This window comes from Paenibacillus algorifonticola (assembly GCF_000971975.1).
GTDB classification, from domain to species: domain Bacteria; phylum Bacillota; class Bacilli; order Paenibacillales; family Paenibacillaceae; genus Pristimantibacillus; species Pristimantibacillus algorifonticola.
This window is the reverse complement of the sequence record NZ_LAQO01000066.1, coordinates 1-17,830: the sequence shown is the minus strand read 5'-3', so window position 1 is coordinate 17,830 and position 17,830 is coordinate 1. Positions and strand designations below refer to the sequence as shown.

11 protein-coding genes, 1 pseudogene and 2 riboswitches are annotated in these 17,830 nt (G+C 43.4%); of the genes and pseudogenes, 5 read left to right on the top strand and 7 right to left on the bottom strand.

Features of this window, described 5'->3' with window-relative positions; translation table 11 throughout:
- The first annotated feature begins 171 nt into the window (after positions 1–171).
- The 3 genes from corA (at position 172) to WH37_RS32575 (ending at position 3,349) form a co-directional block, all read left to right on the top strand.
- Entirely contained in the window at positions 172–1,122 is a 951-nt protein-coding gene (gene corA, locus WH37_RS32585) for a magnesium/cobalt transporter CorA (RefSeq protein WP_046234834.1), read from the top strand.
- 367 nt (positions 1,123–1,489) lie between these two features.
- Positions 1,490–2,008 (top strand): tubby C-terminal domain-like protein, encoded by a 519-nt coding sequence (locus WH37_RS32580; protein WP_046234833.1) that lies wholly within the window; start codon positions 1,490–1,492, stop codon positions 2,006–2,008.
- Positions 2,009–2,197: 189 nt separating this feature from the next.
- Positions 2,198–2,385, bottom strand: a riboswitch (cyclic di-AMP (ydaO/yuaA leader).
- Positions 2,386–2,756: 371 nt separating this feature from the next.
- A riboswitch (cyclic di-AMP (ydaO/yuaA leader) is annotated at positions 2,757–2,917 on the top strand.
- A gap of 6 nt (positions 2,918–2,923) precedes the next feature.
- The gene (locus WH37_RS32575; protein ID WP_046234832.1) at positions 2,924–3,349 is read left to right on the top strand and encodes a hypothetical protein; all 426 of its coding nucleotides are present in this window, start codon (positions 2,924–2,926) and stop codon (positions 3,347–3,349) included.
- A gap of 218 nt (positions 3,350–3,567) precedes the next feature.
- Here WH37_RS32575 and WH37_RS34105 read toward each other — a convergent pair whose 3' ends face one another.
- A complete protein-coding gene (locus WH37_RS34105) occupies positions 3,568–5,457 on the bottom strand; it encodes an ADP-ribosylglycohydrolase family protein (protein WP_052737421.1) in 1,890 nt (629 codons plus the stop codon).
- Positions 5,458–5,574: 117 nt separating this feature from the next.
- On the opposite strand from WH37_RS34105, the gene WH37_RS32565 reads away from it, so the two are divergent.
- Entirely contained in the window at positions 5,575–6,465 is an 891-nt protein-coding gene (locus tag WH37_RS32565; RefSeq protein WP_046234831.1) for an AraC family transcriptional regulator, read from the top strand.
- Positions 6,466–6,610: 145 nt separating this feature from the next.
- On the opposite strand, the gene WH37_RS32560 is transcribed toward WH37_RS32565, so the two are convergent.
- Positions 6,611–7,237, bottom strand: coding sequence for an SGNH/GDSL hydrolase family protein (locus WH37_RS32560; RefSeq protein WP_046234830.1), 627 nt, complete (start codon positions 7,235–7,237; stop codon positions 6,611–6,613).
- A gap of 137 nt (positions 7,238–7,374) precedes the next feature.
- On the opposite strand from WH37_RS32560, the gene WH37_RS32555 reads away from it, so the two are divergent.
- Positions 7,375–8,418: a LacI family DNA-binding transcriptional regulator gene (locus tag WH37_RS32555; RefSeq protein WP_046234829.1), complete on the top strand. Its 1,044-nt coding sequence runs from the start codon at positions 7,375–7,377 to the stop codon at positions 8,416–8,418.
- 46 nt (positions 8,419–8,464) lie between these two features.
- Here the strand turns inward: WH37_RS32555 and WH37_RS37680 are convergent, their stop codons facing one another.
- From WH37_RS37680 to WH37_RS32535, 5 genes and pseudogenes are all read right to left on the bottom strand, one after another.
- The gene (locus WH37_RS37680) at positions 8,465–9,796 is read right to left on the bottom strand and encodes an Ig-like domain-containing protein (protein WP_462498419.1); all 1,332 of its coding nucleotides are present in this window, start codon (positions 9,794–9,796) and stop codon (positions 8,465–8,467) included.
- Positions 9,797–9,892: 96 nt separating this feature from the next.
- Positions 9,893–12,415: pseudogene (locus WH37_RS37675) on the bottom strand (galactose-binding domain-containing protein); the annotation flags it as partial.
- A 1,613-nt stretch (positions 12,416–14,028) separates the two neighbouring features.
- Positions 14,029–15,573 (bottom strand): extracellular solute-binding protein, encoded by a 1,545-nt coding sequence (locus WH37_RS32545; protein WP_046234836.1) that lies wholly within the window; start codon positions 15,571–15,573, stop codon positions 14,029–14,031.
- A gap of 109 nt (positions 15,574–15,682) precedes the next feature.
- On the bottom strand, positions 15,683–16,558 hold the full coding sequence (locus tag WH37_RS32540) for a carbohydrate ABC transporter permease (protein WP_046234828.1): 876 nt from the start codon (positions 16,556–16,558) through the stop codon (positions 15,683–15,685).
- Positions 16,559–16,652: 94 nt separating this feature from the next.
- Entirely contained in the window at positions 16,653–17,576 is a 924-nt protein-coding gene (locus tag WH37_RS32535; protein WP_046234835.1) for an ABC transporter permease, read from the bottom strand.
- Positions 17,577–17,830 lie beyond the last annotated feature (254 nt).

The following is a 17,830-nucleotide window of genomic DNA, read 5'->3' as shown; positions in this document are numbered from 1 at the left end:
TCTATTGGAGAGATCCTGCGAATAAGCGAGCATTCGTGAGAAAACTACATTTTACCGAGGGAGCTCAATAAGGAAGGATGGACTACTTCAGCTGCACGACGAGAGCGGGAAAAATAAAATGGAAAATGCTATAATATCCTTAATCAGGATTTCACATGAGGATGGTGTATTGTGCTTCGAACAATTGCTGTAACCAATGACTTGAAAGTGATTACGGATATTTCCATACCTGGCCTTACTGATTCAAACATTAAATGGTTTTGGGTTGATTTTAATTGTCCAACAGAAGAAGAAACAAAGTTATTGGAAACTTTTTTCCATTTCCATCCCTTAGCTATTGAAGATTGTCTCCACTTTTTACAGCGTCCAAAATTAGACCATTATGATGATGACCACTTTTTTGTACTGCACTCCATTAACCAAAAAACTTTGCAAGCTGAAGAAATTGATTTGTTTATAGGCATAAATTTCGTGGTTTCATTCCATTTATCCAATAGCAGAGAGGTTGATGAAGCTTGGAGCCGCATAATTGAACATAAAAGTTTATCAGAGAAAGGTCATATTTATGTTGCTTATTCAATCATGGACAAATTGGTTGACAATTACTTTCCGACTTTGTATCAAATAGAAGACCAATTAAATGAAATTGAAGACAATGTTAAAAATGAAAGCGTTGAAAAATTAATGGATACCATTTTCGATATCCGCTCTGATTTGCTCAAACTCAGAAAAACCGTTTTACCTATGAGGGAGCTTCTTTACCGAATAATTAATTCTGAAAAAATTGATGGAATAAAAGAACAATTAGTTTACTTTACCGATATTTACGACCATTTGCTGAAGCTTTCCGAAATGATTGAATCTAATCGAGAAATGACCGCAGATATGAGGGACAGCTACATTTCAATAAATTCAAATAGAATGAATAAGATAATGAAGACACTAACCGTTATGACATCCATATTTATTCCATTAACCTTCATTGCGAGCATTTATGGAATGAATTTTGGGTATATGCCTGAACTTACTTGGCGTTGGGGTTATTTTGGGGTATTAGGGGTTATGTTAGTAGTTGGGTCTATCATGATATTCTGGTTATGGCGCAAGGGCTGGTTTAAATAGATTAATGTATACAACCCGATGTCCTGTGCAGAAAACATCAGCTTTTCTAGTTTTTAGAAGATTATTCCATAAAATAACTGCTGTGATACTTGATAAAATAACGGAAATCACTAGCGTTGCATTAAATCGTGACGAACTTTATGTCTGTAAATTTAGATAACGAGTAAAGGCTTTTAGTATACTTACATAAATTGTTGACATCTGATCTTATTCGCTCTCATCGTTCCTTCATAATTAATAAAAAAAATTGTTGAAATCAATGTTTTAAATTCTTCTTGTTGCGAAGTTGTTTTTGGACCGAAGAAAAAGGCGCTGATAAAGAACAATAAGTTAAGTGAAATTATTATTTAAAAGGAACTGATCTAGAATGTATACGTACAGATTGTATAATCGTTACTCTACAAAAGAAGCCGAGATTCGCGGTGAAGATGGACGAGTTGTTGGTCGTATTAAAAGAACGTATCCAAACCTAATCATGAGGATCATTGATATTTTCATGGAGGGTCTTTTTACCGACTACAAAGTTTTTAATGCTGAAGGCAACTTGAAATTTGAAGCTATACAAGTAAGGAATCTTTTTAAAAAACGACAGTATGTTATTAACTATTTTACTGATAGTGGAACATTACAAATCCATTTAATAGATAAGAAGCGATTTGATATAGGGGAAAAGACAAGCTTTGAATTCGAAGGGAAAACTTACTATTTAAACAAACCTTTAATTGGTTGGGGGGATATTTCTTTAGACGGAGTAGTTGTTGCTGAATGGAAGGAAACATTAACAATCCCTTTAAAAGCGGATTTTAGATTAGTGGATCCTTTGCATGAAGAACATATTTTAATTTTATTGGGGATTTTTCACACCTATCTTCATTCCCCGAAATAAATTTATTGGAAGATTAATTTGATAATCCAAGTAGATGCCGGCTTTGGTCTTGCGGGACTCGGCAGTTTAGGATCGGCTTGCTTGAGCATGTAGATTCGGCAGGAAACTTTAATGCAACGCTAGTGAACGTATCATGGGAATCCCCTTTTCATCCTTCGAAACCAAAGGAATATTTACAATGATTAGAAATTCCTCTCTCGATCCACGCTTACGAGGTTAGCTGACGGATTCGGGCGGTGAGAGCCGCCCTACCTTGTCTAGCATCCATGGTGCCAGGACAAAGATTCACCCCTGCAATGCAGCCATCCGACTCTCACATCGAACATGTGCACTGCCTAACATTTGGTTCCCCCGAAACTTATTAGTAAATCCTGTATCGAATCTTACTCCTCGCTAAACCTGCTGTAAAGAGATCTCACAGGTCAAATCAAGTAAATATAGACAATAATGATTCAATGTCGACGCTTCCATAGATTTATTTTTCGATTTCTCTCACTATTTCGCTGTTTATCTCTCGTTTTCAAAAAAGATGACAAAGGCCACACTACTGAAATATTAATCAAATAATCTGACTTCTTTAAATAAGAGGATTAGTGAGAATCAGCAAGATTTTCGAAGAATAAACCTTTTTTAATGCATGAAATGATCGTATTACTTTATAAATGACAATATGGCGTCAAATCCCCAAAAACCTATGTTTTACAAAAGATGGCTGCAGGTTTATTATAGACGGCAAGCCGACTAAGGCAAACGATTATCGCTGAATTTTTCGAAGAAAAAGCGGGGGAACCAAAGCGAGCGGCAACATTGTACGTTCGCATGGGGTGAATCCGGAGCTTAAGCCTCCGGTAGGGCAGCTCTCTAGTCCGAATCCGTCAGCTAACCTCGTAAGCGAAAAGAGGAGAGGTTTTATTTATGTTGACACAATCTGCAGTCCCTTTACCTTCTTTGGATGAACAGCTTTCTACTATGAGTATTAAAAGAATTGAGGTTTTTGTCATCCCCGCTTTTGAAGCTGGTTCCTCTGGTTTTCGAGTTCGTCTTCGAATTACAAGTAATTTGGGTTACGGTTGGAGCGAATTATTTATTAGCAGCTCCGAGAAACCGCTCGACTGGAGCAGCTGGAGCAGCCTGCTTCTTCGTTTTATTGGTATTTATCGCCACACCTTTTTTACAAATGGTTATTATGATAGAGCCTCTAATGATGAGCGTATTTATCGTTTGTTTTTCAATGCTGCGGAGCGAGTAGGCATACAACCACCCTATCCGAATAGCCGAGAGTACCAAACAGAAGAGTCCATTCTGCTAGAACAAGCTATCTCTTACGTATCCTTATTCTAATAACACCAGTTATCTCAATGTGTGATAATTGTCTGAGAAAATGTCACTTAAAATGAGTTATTCAAGCCCCTATAGGGGGCTTGAATAACTCAGGCTGTCGAGAAAGTCCCGACATGGTGCACATAGGGGACTAAGTCCTCCCAGCTCCATGCTTGTTGGTTCGCTTCCGTGATCAGGCCGGACAGTTGCACATCACATGATGCGCATCTTCTCATATTTCACCCGAGCAGAATATCCGTATAGTAATAGTAAGGACCAGGTGATGTTGTATCCTTAAGCGCCACCGGCAAGACGTACACCTCCGGAGGACAGCCATTTCTGAGAGCTTCAACTTCTATTTGATGGCTACCGGCTTCCAACGTTAACTCCACCCATTGTTCTTGAGGCGCACGATGATACGCCGGCATGAATTCCAACGTTTCATTGCACTCAATCACGATCTGTCCGTTCAACTTCAACGTTACAGGGCTATTCGCAGCTGCAATAAGTCGAAGCTTCCGTTCGATCGGGTTAGTGAGCGTCGTTTGCGCCCGGTAAACTCCGTCTGCTGGCAATAGAGCAGAGTTTAACCCAAGAGCCTTCTCCCACTCCACTCGATTTCCTGGGACATACATTTCTTTTCCCGCTCCGCCATCTGGACCCCAGACGATCCATCTGGATGAGCTGACTAATGCGAAAGTCACTTTCTGAACGGCCCATACCGCGTTGTCATGAGTTCGCGTCCAGCGAAAAGCAAGCTCATGGCTTGCGGCTGCTACCGCCCCAGCCAAGATTTCCGTGTCCCACTGGAAGGATTCTTCTGGCTGCAGGCTAATCTCAAGCGGTGTCGGCCCCTCCCATCCTGAAGGCAGCTCCAAAGCAATTTTTCCATGTATTGGGGTAAGTGAACGGTTTGTCAGCATAAACTGCAGGACCTTCCTTTGACCCACTCCGATGGCCGGGCCATCTGTTCCGAAGTCGATCAATAACTCGGCGTCCGGACCGTTTATCGTTCCCTGCGGCAGCAAGTAAAGATTGGACGTCACCTTTCTCTCCCAAAGCTCCCTTATCGTTTTATCCGCTTCTCCCGCAGCCACCAATCGGTTCCAAGAAGTCGGAAGGTCAGGATGCACGATAATCCCGGTATTCCATGCGGCAAGAATCTGTTTGCCCATAAGGATCGTGCGGCGGGTCAGCTCATCCAAATTCTTAGGCGCAGGGAATCCCTTAATCGGAGGACTGACAACGATTCGGTCACCAACCGGCTTCACCCATTTGGCAGGCAAGCCTTCCGGTCCAAGCAGCATTCCCAGTATCGCACCTAGCGTTGCTGCGGTACAATCCGTATCGTAACCGCAGTTGACGGCTTTCAAAATGGCGTCTTCAAAATCTGTACCATACAACCATCCAAGGATTGTAAATGCAATATTTTGCGGAGCATCTGTGAAGTTGTCGCTGCCATGGTGCTCCAGAATGAGCAAGCGCGTTTCAGTCCAGCTCTTCCCTTCCTGATGCCAACGGAGCAGATCTTTCAGCGCTTTGGCGGTACGGCAATCCTCAGGAATATAGCTCATTCCAATCTCGATCAACCGATCCCGGTCTTTCTCAAAGAAAATAGCGCTTTCCAAAGCGGCAAAAAACATTTCACCATATACCCCTTCCCCTCCGGCATGGTCTACAATCGCATCCTGATACGCATAGTGAGCTGCAGTTTCCGGCGCTCCGGGTGCCGCCATTGCCCAAATTTCGGAACGAATAGGTGAGCCCATACAGTTGTTGAAAGGATTGTTGAACCATCCTGCAACCGGCGCATGTAGACCTCTTCGAAGATTCGTCAGGGCATAACCGTATTCATCAAACGGGAAAAAGATATGCTCCAACCATTCTTGCCCAAGCTCGCGGGCGGTCAATCCCGGACCATACTGCTCCAAGGCGTGCAGCCACACCAATTGCAGGTCCAAGTCATCATTCTCTAGTGGACCATCTGGCAGCTCTGGATAAAAGGTCAATTCAAGCAGCTCTTTCACGCCTTCGACGGGTGCTCCAAGCGTTCCCCCGATATTTTTCCCCAGCCATCCTCCGTAAACAATCCGATAGTAATCTTGTTCGTTTAAAATACTTGTATTCATGTGAGAACCTCCGTTATTTGATATAATAGTGATGATTTTAGTATAGGAGCGCTTCTTTTGTAGTGCCATGTACATAGTTTTGTTTTCACAAGAATAAACATCGGGGGATGTCATGCCATGTACTACTCTCTTTCTCGTTTATCTACGCTAGACGTCAAATGGGCGGATCTTTTCGATGCAAACAGTCCCCATTTCTTCGGCCAGCATCACAATCCGCATTATGAGCTAATCGTCATAGCCGACGGAACGGTACATCTACAAACTGGTGAAGCGCGTATGAGCTTACAAGCTGGAGAGTCGCTGCTTATGATGCCTTGGGAGACACATTCTGGATGGAATCCCCATGAAAAACAGGGCCAATTTTTTTGGGTGCAATTTTCCTGTGATCCCTGCCTCAATGAATTCGTGCTGGATCGGGCATCCGAGCTTAATATTGTCCATGCCGAGCGGACGGAGCTAAGAACTACGGATATCCTTCATGAGGATTTGCTTGTCGTCCCGCGTCAGTATCGTTCCTTACAGCGTTATAAGCTGCTCGGCTTGTTTGAAGATCTGGTGGAGACAATGAAACAACCCAAAGGCTATTTTCGTTTTCATGCCACCTTATTGCTTGGCGAAATACTCCGGCTTATGGCGAGTGATTTTTTGAAGCAAAGCGATTTGGATACGGCTTTCCCCACTTCATACCTCACATTCCGCAAGCTGGTCAATCATTTGAACAATTTTTACGATTCGGACATTTCCAAAGAAACGCTAGAGCGGCTGCTGGATCGAAAATACGAATATCTTTGTCAGGTGTTTAAAAAATATGCTGGAACGAACATCCACAACTACATCCACCAGCTTAAAACCCAACGTGCCAAATACCTGCTGCGCAGTACAAATAAAAGTGTTCAGGAGATTGCAGGTGAAGTCGGATATCCAGATCCTTTTTACTTCAGCCGGATGTTTAAAAAGATCGAGGGCATCGCACCTCAGCATTATCGTAATAAAGAACCGCTGGGGTAGAAGTGACGCATAAACAAGGGGCTGTCCTAAAAGTAGAGTAATCTACTTGAGGACAACCCCCTTTAGCTTCTAATCTTGAACGCCAGTTACGAAATTGACAGGTGTAGCTGGATTGCTTAATTGCACCTGATCGCCAGGTGTGGAATTAGAGTCGCGCCAAAAAGCTGCTTGCCATCGAAGCAATACGCGCATGGCCCTGCTCATTAGGATGCAAACGATCTGAAGTGAGAATGGAAAGTGTGAAGCGGTTGAACCCACTCTCAGCATATAAGTTCAGCACAGGCAGAGCATATTCAAGGCCTATGGCCTGAATGACCTCGACATAATCAATCAGTCGATGGCCAGCCTGGTTGACAGAGTGTATGTCAAAGCCGTCCTTATCACGCTGCAGAGGCGTCCATAAGTTCAGAAGGCATGCTGGATTTTTCGTAAGAATATCCTCGACTAATTCGATATATGCCCCATAGAACGTATGAATATCTCGATCTTCCTTCCGTCCTATGGGCTTGTTCAAACGAAAATCATTGGTACCCGCAAAGATAGTAACACAATCATAACCGAGCTCCATCTTGCGTCCTATATGCACGGTTGCGCCATAATCCTGGTCAACGTCTGCAGTAAGCGGGCATCCGTTTTGTCCCGCATTCGTAATAACGGAGAAGCCTAATACCGCACCTACCAAGGGTTGATAGCCATTAGCTGCTGTAATACTATCACCCAGTGTACACCAGCTTTTTCCATACCATCGTCGTTCATCATTTATAAGCTCCATGTTTCTTCATCCCCCTAATAATCCGTCTTCTCCATTCTAAAAGGTAGTAATCGATGATAAAGTTTAATTTTAGTTTAATCAATAATGAGAACATGATACGATAGGTGTATGAATCCAGAAAAATAGAGGTACACTCCATGCCCATTCGTAAGCCGATTACATTAAAGACTATTGCCAAGGAGCTAGGACTATCCGTACAAACGGTCAATAAAGCTTTAAAAGGAAGACCGGGCATGTCTGAGACAACCCGGCAGCTTATTGTCGAAACGGCGGAAAAGCTAGGTTACTTCACGAAAGACCAGATTCGCAGCCTGAGGGCGGAACGCATCATCTCCTATCAGATGGAACGCAAGCGATTCTTACTTGTACAAACCGAACAATCCGTTAGTTACAACCGTCTATTATTTGAGGGCTTATATGAACGATTCGCCTCCTTCGGCCATCAAATTGATACCTGCATGCTCCCTACTTCTATTCGGGAAACCGAGATGTCTGACTGGTTGGAAGAGCACGGATTAGAATTTGCCGATGGCTTATTCATCGCCCCGAGTATTATGCCCAAGGCATGGGAGCCTGCACTTTTTCGTCTATCGATTCCGAAGATTCTGTTAAGCTTTCCTCCTCTCGGGACCAAAGTAGACAGTGTAATTTGGGACATCTATGAAGCCACCTATCAAGCTGTTGCCTACCTGCGATCTATTGGTCATCACCGCATTATGTATGTGGGTGATACGCATTACCAACGAGGCTTTATTTTGCGCTGGCAGGCTTTCCTTCATGCTATGAATGAATTCCATATCGAGGTTGATCCGGATGTCCATTCGATTAGCCAGCGGAATACTCATCCCGAGTGGCTTGAAGAGCTGCGTAATATGCTGATTCACTATGCCCCCACAGCTATCATCTGCGGAGTCAGTGGAGAGGTTGCCACCGTATACCAGCTATGCATCGAGCTCCAACTTAACATTCCTCAGGATATTTCCTTGATAGGTATCCTGAATGAACAACCGGAGCAGCTGCCGTTATTTACCCGACCTCTACTGTCGATCAGAGAAGCCGGATACCGGGCAGCCGATCGGATGTTATGGCGTATCGCTAATCCTACCCTTCCTTATGAGCACATCCGTATTCAAGGCGAATTATTCATTGGGAGCACTACGGCTGCTCATCAGTTAAAATGATTCCTTTTCGATAGTCGATTGTCATTACGAGGAGATAGGTTACCTCTTATTTCGTTACTTTCACTGTAATCTTATCACTCGAGGTAACGCCACCCGCATTGACCCATTCACTACGGTACTCATACTCACCAATCGCTCTGCCAGCAATCGTCGTCACGGCGCTTTGAGCATTTGGAGACGCTGCATTCAAGCTCTTCGTTTCGATCAGTAGGCCATTTTCGTATAGGCGATATTCGGAAGCATTGGTGCCCCACCACATGTTCATCGTTACCTTGTAGTTCCCATCTTCATCCCAATTATCTTGAGATAGCACAGGTTTACCTGGCGATGCGTCTGTAATTTTGACGATAAGTGGATCGCTAGTTGTCGTTCCGAAGGAATTAATAAGCTCACTTGTATATGTGTAGGTGCCGTTCTCTTTGCCTTCCACACCTACTGTAGCCACTTGCGCAGCTGGAGACGCATCTATCAATGTTTGCGTACTAATCAGTATGCCATTTTCGTACAGCTTGAACACAGAGCCGTTATTCCCCCACCACAAGTTCATTGTGACTGTGTAGTTACCATCTTTTAATCCAGTTGCATGACCACTGTTATCTGACAAAACTGGCTTACCTGGCTCCCCAACCGATAACGGCTTCAGAACCGTAATAGTCACAGCATTGGTTTGTACTGTTTTTCCATTCAGCATGACGGTTGCTGTAATTTGCGCAGTACCTTCTGCCAAAGCACTAACTTTACCTTGTGGATTCACAGTAACTACCGCTCCATCACTTGTGTTATAGGTAACAACTGCACCACTGAGATCAGCAGGCGTTCCGTTGCTTAATGTCCCAGTTAGGTGTGTATCTGTCGTTTCACCCGGCTTCAGCGATACCACGTCAGCTGCAAGGGTAGCTTGACTGAACGTAACGTTCGCATTCACGTTGAATGTTTGTGTCGACTGCGCCAAATTGCCCGCTGCATCCACTACACTGTATCGCACCGTATGCGCACCTAATGCTAGACTACCTGCAGCAATGGTTTGACCGCTGTTAATCACAGCGCCATCCAAAGTCAACGTCTGAGTTGCCACACCGGAGAGTGCATCTGTACTGATCAAATCAAATCTCAGCTTATCCGCATATGCCACATCCGCAACTTTGTGACCCGACTGCGTTAATATAGCCTCCGGCGCTGTTTTATCTAATTTCACCTGCAAAGATTTCGTCGCTTCCACATTCCCTGCGGCATCTGTAGAGAAATATCCAATCGTACTCGTTCCTTCGTTTTGAATGACAATTGGTGCCACGTAAGCAGCTGTAGTCCCACCATTGATACTGTATTCGGTCTCCACCGCACCCGCTGATTCATCCACAATCGTCAAGGTAACCGTCACATCTTCTTTAAACCAGCCCTCGCCATTTGGAGCACCAGACAATGCCGCCGTCGTCACAGGAGCCACTGTGTTAGAATTCCTTTCGATGATGAATGAAACCGTCTGAATGCTCCCTAAATTGCCTTCATGATCCACCGATCTATAACTGATAGGGTAGAGTCCATCCTGCTCAAACGTGATCGGCCCAGCGTATGCCAGCCACGTATTCCCACTATCCAGACTATATACGGACTGTGTAACCCCCCATAATGTATGCGGAGCGGACAATGTAACGGTAACCGGATTCATGTACCGCCCATTGGGTCCATCCGGCTGTGTAGGCGATAAATTCGCCGTCGTAGCGGGTAAATCTGCTCCAATCACCTCAATTTCCAACAATCTTGCGTCCGTATAGCCCGCTGCGCCAGAGGCTTTCGTTATATTCATTTTTATTTTCTTGGTGGAAATAGGAGTACTCCACTTCAGAGAATTGTACAAACCAATGTTGGCATCGTAGGTGCTATTGGTCACAGTCGCTGTATTTATCCAATTTGCCCCATCCCAATACTCCATCGTATAGTCTTTGATTTGAAATCCGTTGCCCCCGATCAGCCCACTCCAGACGTTAATGCCTGTAATTAACTTATCCTCCGGCCAATCCATCTGAAAGTAATGCGGTTCGCCGCTTAAAGAAAGCCATTTGCTGCTATTGTCATTTTTAATTCCATCTACTGCCTTATTTGCACTGAATGAACCATTCGTCGAATCAACAGTTAACACAGCGCTTGGCGCGATATTTTTATATCGATCCGTACCGAACACTTCGATTTCTAACAATCTGGCATCCGTATAACCGGCTACGCCAGAGGCTTTCGTTATGTTCATTCTTAATTTTTTGGTAATAATCGGATTATCCAATTCCAGTATGTTGTAGGAACGAATATTCACATCATTTTTATTATCGGTAACAGCAGCCGCTGTCCTCCACTCTTCTCCGTCCCAATACTGAATCGAATAATCTTTGATTTGGAACCCATATCCTCCGATTAGTCCGCTCCAAACTTGAATACTGCTGATCAATTTGTCCGTTGGCCATTCCATCTGAAAATAATGCGGCTCTCCGCTTAAAGAAAGCCATCTGCTGCCGTTGTCATTCTTTATTCCGTCTACCGCCTTATTCGCACTGAACGAACCATTGGTGGAATCAACGGATAATATAGCGCTTGGCGCGATATTAATTAACGGTTCCATTGGATAAGCAATCGATAGCGGAGAAGTATATGTGCTCTCTCCGCTGTCATTTAACGCTTTAATGACATAATAATTATGGAGTGCCGGATTTGCGCTGGTATCTTTGTAGGTACTTCCTGTTACTCCGCTCGCTACAGTCGTATAAACGCCACTTAGACTCGTACTTCTTTTGATGGCATAACCGCTCGCATTATCCAACCTCACGGACACACGGTCGAAATCGGCCTGCTGGTTGTTCGTGTAAAGACCTATTTTTCCGGAAAGCAGGGGCTGACTTCCATCTGTCACTGAAGCTATTACATTTGCGTCCCTATACAGGGTCAACTTATTGCCCGATACCTCAAATCTGAATTTGTTATTCGTATTTGCTCCAAGAATAAAATAAGGATCTGTTATTTGCTCGGATGAAGCCAAAATCGTCTCTGCCCCTTGAAAGCGCTTAACAATTTTATAATTTTTCTCTTGAGAATCGTAATATGCATAATAGTAATTATTATTGTCCAAATATCTTGCGGCCACGCCATAGTTACCCGTCACGGAATCGGGTGCTACGATTCCAACTTCAACAACATAGTCTTTCCAAGTGCTGTCTCCAGCAACGCTCATTCCAGAACTGGAAAAATTGCTGTTTCGGTACACGTTGGTACTGCCAAGACCACCTTCCGTACTATGAACAATCCCCCATTCACCGTTTAATACAGTCCATAAGCCGTCTCCAAGTTCAAAGTTTTCATAAAACTGCTCCGAATACGAAGGGCTCCAGGTTAAATCAACTCCCGTTCCAGTTGCTATTGCTTGAACGGTGTGAGGGGAATAGGGTAAATTCACCCTCGGAACCGCGCTATATTCACTGGAGTTTAATCCTTCTCCCATACCGTTATACGCTGATACCTTAAAATAATAGGCCGTATCATTGGTTAATCCGGTCACTTCGTAGCCTATGGAATTGCCAACATCTATAACCGTTGTATAGTTGCCGGATTCTGTTCCAAGCTTCACATAATATCCGGAAGCATGAGTTGAACTATTCCAATGAAGTACGACGGAACCTTCCTTTGCTTTCGGACTTTCCAGCAAAGGAGCGCTTGGCTTTTCAAGCTTGGCAGCGACTTCATTCGAATTAACACTTGAGCCTGTATTGTTCTTTGCACTTACCGCAAAGTAATAGGTTGTCCCGTTGGATAAGCCCGTCACGGTATAGTTCTTTGACTGGCCTGCATCTATCGTATTTGTATAAACGCCAGCTGTCGTCCCGTACTTCACGACATATCCTGTTGCAAGCAGTGAATCAAGCCAAGTTAGCTCAACCTGACTATTACCAACAATAGATTGAACAATACGAGTAGGCTGCGGCAGTTGTCCTCCAGAAGCATCCCATTCTACTCTCATCACGCTGTATGGCGGAATCGTTACCGGATTGAGTGTACCTTCCGTTTGAATGGTGATAGCATTAGGGTCAGCCAGTGTATTTTTTATTTCAGGGTCCGTAGATGAGATATACGTTTTCGTCATATTGGATGCTACGGGAGCTCCGTTTATGTTGATTGTTGCGGTATGAGCACTGTCCGATTTGTTTGTGATCATGACATAGTTTTTATTATTTTTCCCCTTATATGCCTGCGAATATAAAGCAGGCATATTGCTGCCCGAATACTTGTTAACCTCTGCCCCTCCCAAAGTGGTTGTTTTCCATAAGTGGGAGCTGTTGTTGATGGCTTCATAGGTGATTTGCAAACCTAAAGCAGCACCGCTTTTATAAATACCAAAATCGTAACCCGTGGTATCTAATGTCGTCTTTTTTTCATATGCATCTCGCATGGCGACAGCATAGCTATTGGCGGGCTGTGTGCCAAACTGCATCATTGCATGTAGAAGCACACGTTTCACATTGGGATGGCTGGACAATCTGGTCGTATATTCAGCGGCGAATATGCCATTATAAAGCGTTTTTATCATTCCGGATGTGGACAAATTGGTCATCGTTGAAGGAGTTGTATTAAACTCGCTTATCGTTACAGGCATATCAGGTCTACCTTTCGCAAGGTAATAGGAATCAATATACGAATTGGTACGCTCGGCCAAGGCGGAATTCAGGTCTTTGCGCGCTTGGTCGAACGTTGAATAGCGATCACCGCCCCGATAAAAATGATAGGATACGCCATCCCAATATTTGTTTGGATAAGCAGCCAGTTCTTTATCCCATTCGGGTTTTTCACCTTGAGAAAACATGACGTTTACCTGTGCTTTCGAATCTACCGATTTGATTGCATCATAATACGGTTTCATTTTATCCGCATAATCCGTTGCAGTCGGAAAAAATTTACTGAATAAAAAAGCTTCGTTGCTCAGCTCGTAGGCGCTAACCTTAATATGATTATCCTTGCAATATTTCGCAATCGCCATTGCCGTTTCTGGCGTATCGGTGAATCCATTGATAATAATCATGGTTTCTCCATGCACTTGATCGAGAAAATATTTCCAATCCTGAAGTTGATGTTTGTCAGGCTTGGCTCTCAAGATTTGCCCGTCGTTAACGGCAGCATGGAATGTGGGCATTTTCCCGAAAAATTGGGATACCCACTCGTCTTCGTCATCCCCTCTCCTCATGTCAAAATAGTCACTATCCGTCCCGGAGGGAAAACGGAACACACGACCATTCAATCCATTTGCCAAATCGATGGCCGTCTGATCCGTGTATAAGATGCCATAAGTTTGAAAATCCCCATTATATCCCCCGAAGTTTTCACTTAAGCTCGATTCAACATTCGTATCGATATTTATTGTGGCCGTATAGTCCGCGGCATGAACGGAATTTCGTTGATCTATGAACATTCCCGACAGTAGAGCAATCAAAATGAATGCGCTTGCAATTTGTTTGATGCCTTTTTTCTTTACCATAATATATTCCCCTCTCCATTTAATTAGGTAAAGTCGAGAGTGCGAGAAAGATACGTTGTTGTACCTTCTCGCACTCTTCATTTTTGTTGTATCGTGTTACTTTGTTACTTCTTAGCCGTAGCGTACCAATCATTCACTTCATTATAGCTTGCTTCTCCGCCTTCGGATTTGAATTTGGCGATGAAAGCATCTAGACCGCTCAATTGCTCAGCACCGAAAACCAGCTTCATCGTATAATCCCCCACCATTGTGTTCAATTGCTGAAAGCTTTTTGAGAATTCAGGCAGATAAGGAGCAAAACCTAATGGATCTTCTACTTTCGTATTGGCTGGCTCTTTTTTGTTCATAAATTCCCATGCTTCGAACAAACGCATATCTTTGCGAACACGTGCCTGCCAGTAGATCGGATAGTTCGTGTCGTCGGAGCCCGTTAAGAAATTATTGGCCGCATTGCGCTCATCGGAAAAGATAGGTTGAATAGGCGTATAAGTACCATCCTTCAATGTATAGTGCTTATTTTCTTCACCAATGGTCATGTTTAAAAACGTTTCTTTTTCAAGCTTAGCATTTATCCACTTCATCGCATCTTCCGGATGCTTGGAAGCTTTAGGAATAAAGGTAAGTCGGTCAAAGCCCCTGAATGCAGCAAGTCCCGCTTTTCCATCCTTACCTTTCAATGCCGAAATATAGCTCGCTTTCGCCGTGGGAATATTTTTCGTTAAAGCATCGGCAATAGTGGGAACGTCAGACCAGTTCAACAGGATCATGCCTGCTTTTCCACTTGTGAATTTTTCTTTAGCCGTAGCATCTTTGTTGGCTGCATACTCTTTATCCAACAGTCCTTGTTTGAAAAGGTCGGAAACATAATTCACATACTCGATGTACGCAGGGTCTAAAATACGCGGTGTCATCTTGCCGTTCACATCATTCCAGAAATTTGGAATTCCAAATGCCCCAGCAATATTATCAATGAAGGCGGCCTCGCCTTTTACGGTTAAAGGTATATTTTTGTCTCCATTACCGCCAGGATCCTTCTCTTTGAAAGCTTTAAGAACCGCTGTAAGCTCATCTAATGTAGTAGGCGACTTCATATTTACCTTTTCAAGCCAGTCTTGACGAATATATAAGCTTGTGTTTACATTCGAGATGCTTTTGGTGGGGATCGCATACAGCTTTCCATCCACCTTGGCAGCTTCCAAAGCTTCAGGATCTATAACTGCTTTAATGTTGGGTCCAAATTTGTCGATCAACGGTCCCAATTCGATTAAGGCGCCTTTTTGGGCATAGTCGGAGTATAGCGCTTTGAAATCGGTGCTTCCAAATATTGTGATCGCATCATAAGGCTCACCGGAAGCAATCAATATATTTAACTTGTCCTCGGGCTTGTCTTGCGGCAGCATATCATACTGAACCTTATAACCCGTCTTCTGCTCCAAATATTGGGCTACCGGATACGTATTATAATCATCCTTCTGCCAGATTTGGAGTGTTTTCAATTCAGACTTGGGTTCTGTCGTTGCTTTTGAGTCCTCCGCTGATGGGTTACTAGCTGGGGTTATGCTGGGTGTTCCGTTAGAGGAGCAAGCGACCAGAGATGTTACAAATAATCCTCCTGCGAGTGTTGCCATCATCCATTTTTTATAGTTCATTGCCATGGGTAGACCTCCCTATTCATTTTTGTACTATATCATTAAACCCACGATGTGCACATAGTGGGTATTAATGCAATAAAGTAAGGCATTTCGGGTCATCAACCTTTCAACCTTTAACAGAGCCAATCAGAACGCCTTTGACAAAGTGCTTTTGCAAATAAGGATAGACGAGAAGCATCGGTATGATCGAAGCGATAACCGTCGCAGAGCGAACACCCTCCGGAGATGCATTCATCATATCGTCGGCGCTCTTATTCAAAGCGGAGGAGCTATCTGCATCCATAACAATGTCGCGCAGGTACAACTGCAGTGGCTTTAAGCCTGCATCGTTAATGTAGAGCATCGGATTAAAATAATCGTTCCAGTAATATACGGCATAAAAAAGAGCGATAGTTGCCAGAACGGGACCACTCAAAGGAATAACGATACGGAACAAGATCGTGAAGTTGCTGGCTCCATCTATCTTGGCAGACTCTTCTAATGATTCCGGAAGTGATTCATAGTAGCTTTTAATGACTAGCATATTGAATACGCTAATTAAAGCTGGAAGAATTAAGGACCATAGACTATTGATCAGGTGAAGCTCCTTCATCAACAGATAGTTAGGAATAATCCCGCCATTAAAGAGCATTGTGAATACAAACAGCAGCATAATGAAGGAAATGCCTGGCAAATATCTTTTCGATAAGGGATAGGCCGTCAAGGCTGTTAATGCAATCGCAAGCACAGTTCCTACAATCATTACCAGAATAGAAATACCTATGGAAGTAATAAATTGACTGGAGGATATAACGTATTTCATCGTTTGCAATTGAAAGCCTACAGGGAAAATCCCCACCTTGCCGGAAATGACAGCCGATTCATCACTCACCGCTTTGGACAGCACAGTGGCTATAGGCAGCAGGGTTACTACTCCCATAAGAAGGAGAAACAGGTAGATAAATAGATCCAAGGATCGGTCTCTTATCGTTTTTTTATGCAATATTCATACCTCCTTAGCGTTTTTTTGTAGAAAAACTAGCATCGTAAGCATCACCCCGAGTTTTTCGTTGAAAAGCCAACCCCATAAGCTTTACCTACCATATACTTCGTTTAATTAATTTTTTACTAAGCTCATTACCGGATACGATCAAGATCAAACCAACAACCGAGTTGAATAAGCCTACTGCCGTGCTAAAGCTGTAATCCTGCTGACCTAGTCCCTGGCGGTATACGAAGGTACCAATCACATCGCCTGATGTATACACGACCGAATTATACATCGTTAATATTTGTTCAGTCCCAGCTTCGAGTAAGTAGCCTAGACGCAAAATAAAGATTAGAATGATCGTTGGCAGTATACCTGGAAGTGTAATGTTAATCATCTGTCTGATCCGTCCGGCGCCATCTATGGAGGCTGCCTCATATTGCTCTTGTTCAATTCCCGCAATCGCTGCAATAAAGATGATGGCATTCCAACCGGATTCCTTCCAGCCTGCCGTAAAAACAACAACACTTCGAAAAAAGTGATTATCGAGGAAAAAGGAGATCGGCGTCCCTCCCAGCCATTCGATTACATGATTTACCACTCCACCGGACGGAGAAAGGATATTCATGAATAACCCGGAAATAATGACCCATGACAAGAAATGCGGAAGAAATATAATCGTCTGGATCGTCTTCTTAAATACAGCTATGCGCACCTCATTCAGTAAAAGAGCGATGATGATTGGTACTGGGAAGAGCAAAATTATTTTGTAAACACTGATTAACAGCGTATTGTTGAATACCTGATAAAACTCTTCCGAATGAATAAGCTTCTCGAATTGATCTAGCCCAACCCACTTGCTTCCGATAAACCCATCAAAAATGTTGAAATCCTGAAAGGCAATGATGATACCATACATCGGTGCATATTTGAATAATAGTAAAAATATCAAGCCAGGAATCAATAACAAATACAGATCGTAATTATTTCGAAATACATTCCAGCGCCCCTTACTTATTGACTTCATCTTCATCTCAGCTGTTTGCTGCTCAAGCTCTGCCCGTATCATACTCAAGTTCCGCTCCCCTCCGTGTTCTTATATTCGTATTATAGAGAGTGGCACTATCCATTTGTAGATGGTAATGTTTTGGTTTCAGGTAGTATCTTAAGGTATTTAGGACAATATAAAGAGGCTGCCCCACAAGTAGAAAATCTACTGTGATATGCTCCCCATACGGTAGACAGGTGAAATAATAAAACCTGTTACTGTAAGGGGAGTTTTTTCAT

Bases quoted from the DNA above. Each gene is read 5' to 3' on its own strand.
- WH37_RS32545 (WP_046234836.1), bottom strand. From the start codon at position 15,573: ATGAACTATAAAAAATGGATGATGGCAACACTCGCAGGAGGATTATTT.
- WH37_RS32555 (WP_046234829.1), top strand. From the start codon at position 7,375: ATGCCCATTCGTAAGCCGATTACATTAAAGACTATTGCCAAGGAGCTA.
- WH37_RS32580 (WP_046234833.1), top strand. From the start codon at position 1,490: ATGTATACGTACAGATTGTATAATCGTTACTCTACAAAAGAAGCCGAG.
- WH37_RS32565 (WP_046234831.1), top strand. From the start codon at position 5,575: ATGTACTACTCTCTTTCTCGTTTATCTACGCTAGACGTCAAATGGGCG.
- WH37_RS32560 (WP_046234830.1), bottom strand. From the start codon at position 7,237: ATGGAGCTTATAAATGATGAACGACGATGGTATGGAAAAAGCTGGTGT.
- WH37_RS32535 (WP_046234835.1), bottom strand. From the start codon at position 17,576: ATGAAGATGAAGTCAATAAGTAAGGGGCGCTGGAATGTATTTCGAAAT.
- WH37_RS34105 (WP_052737421.1), bottom strand. From the start codon at position 5,457: ATGAATACAAGTATTTTAAACGAACAAGATTACTATCGGATTGTTTAC.
- WH37_RS32575 (WP_046234832.1), top strand. From the start codon at position 2,924: ATGTTGACACAATCTGCAGTCCCTTTACCTTCTTTGGATGAACAGCTT.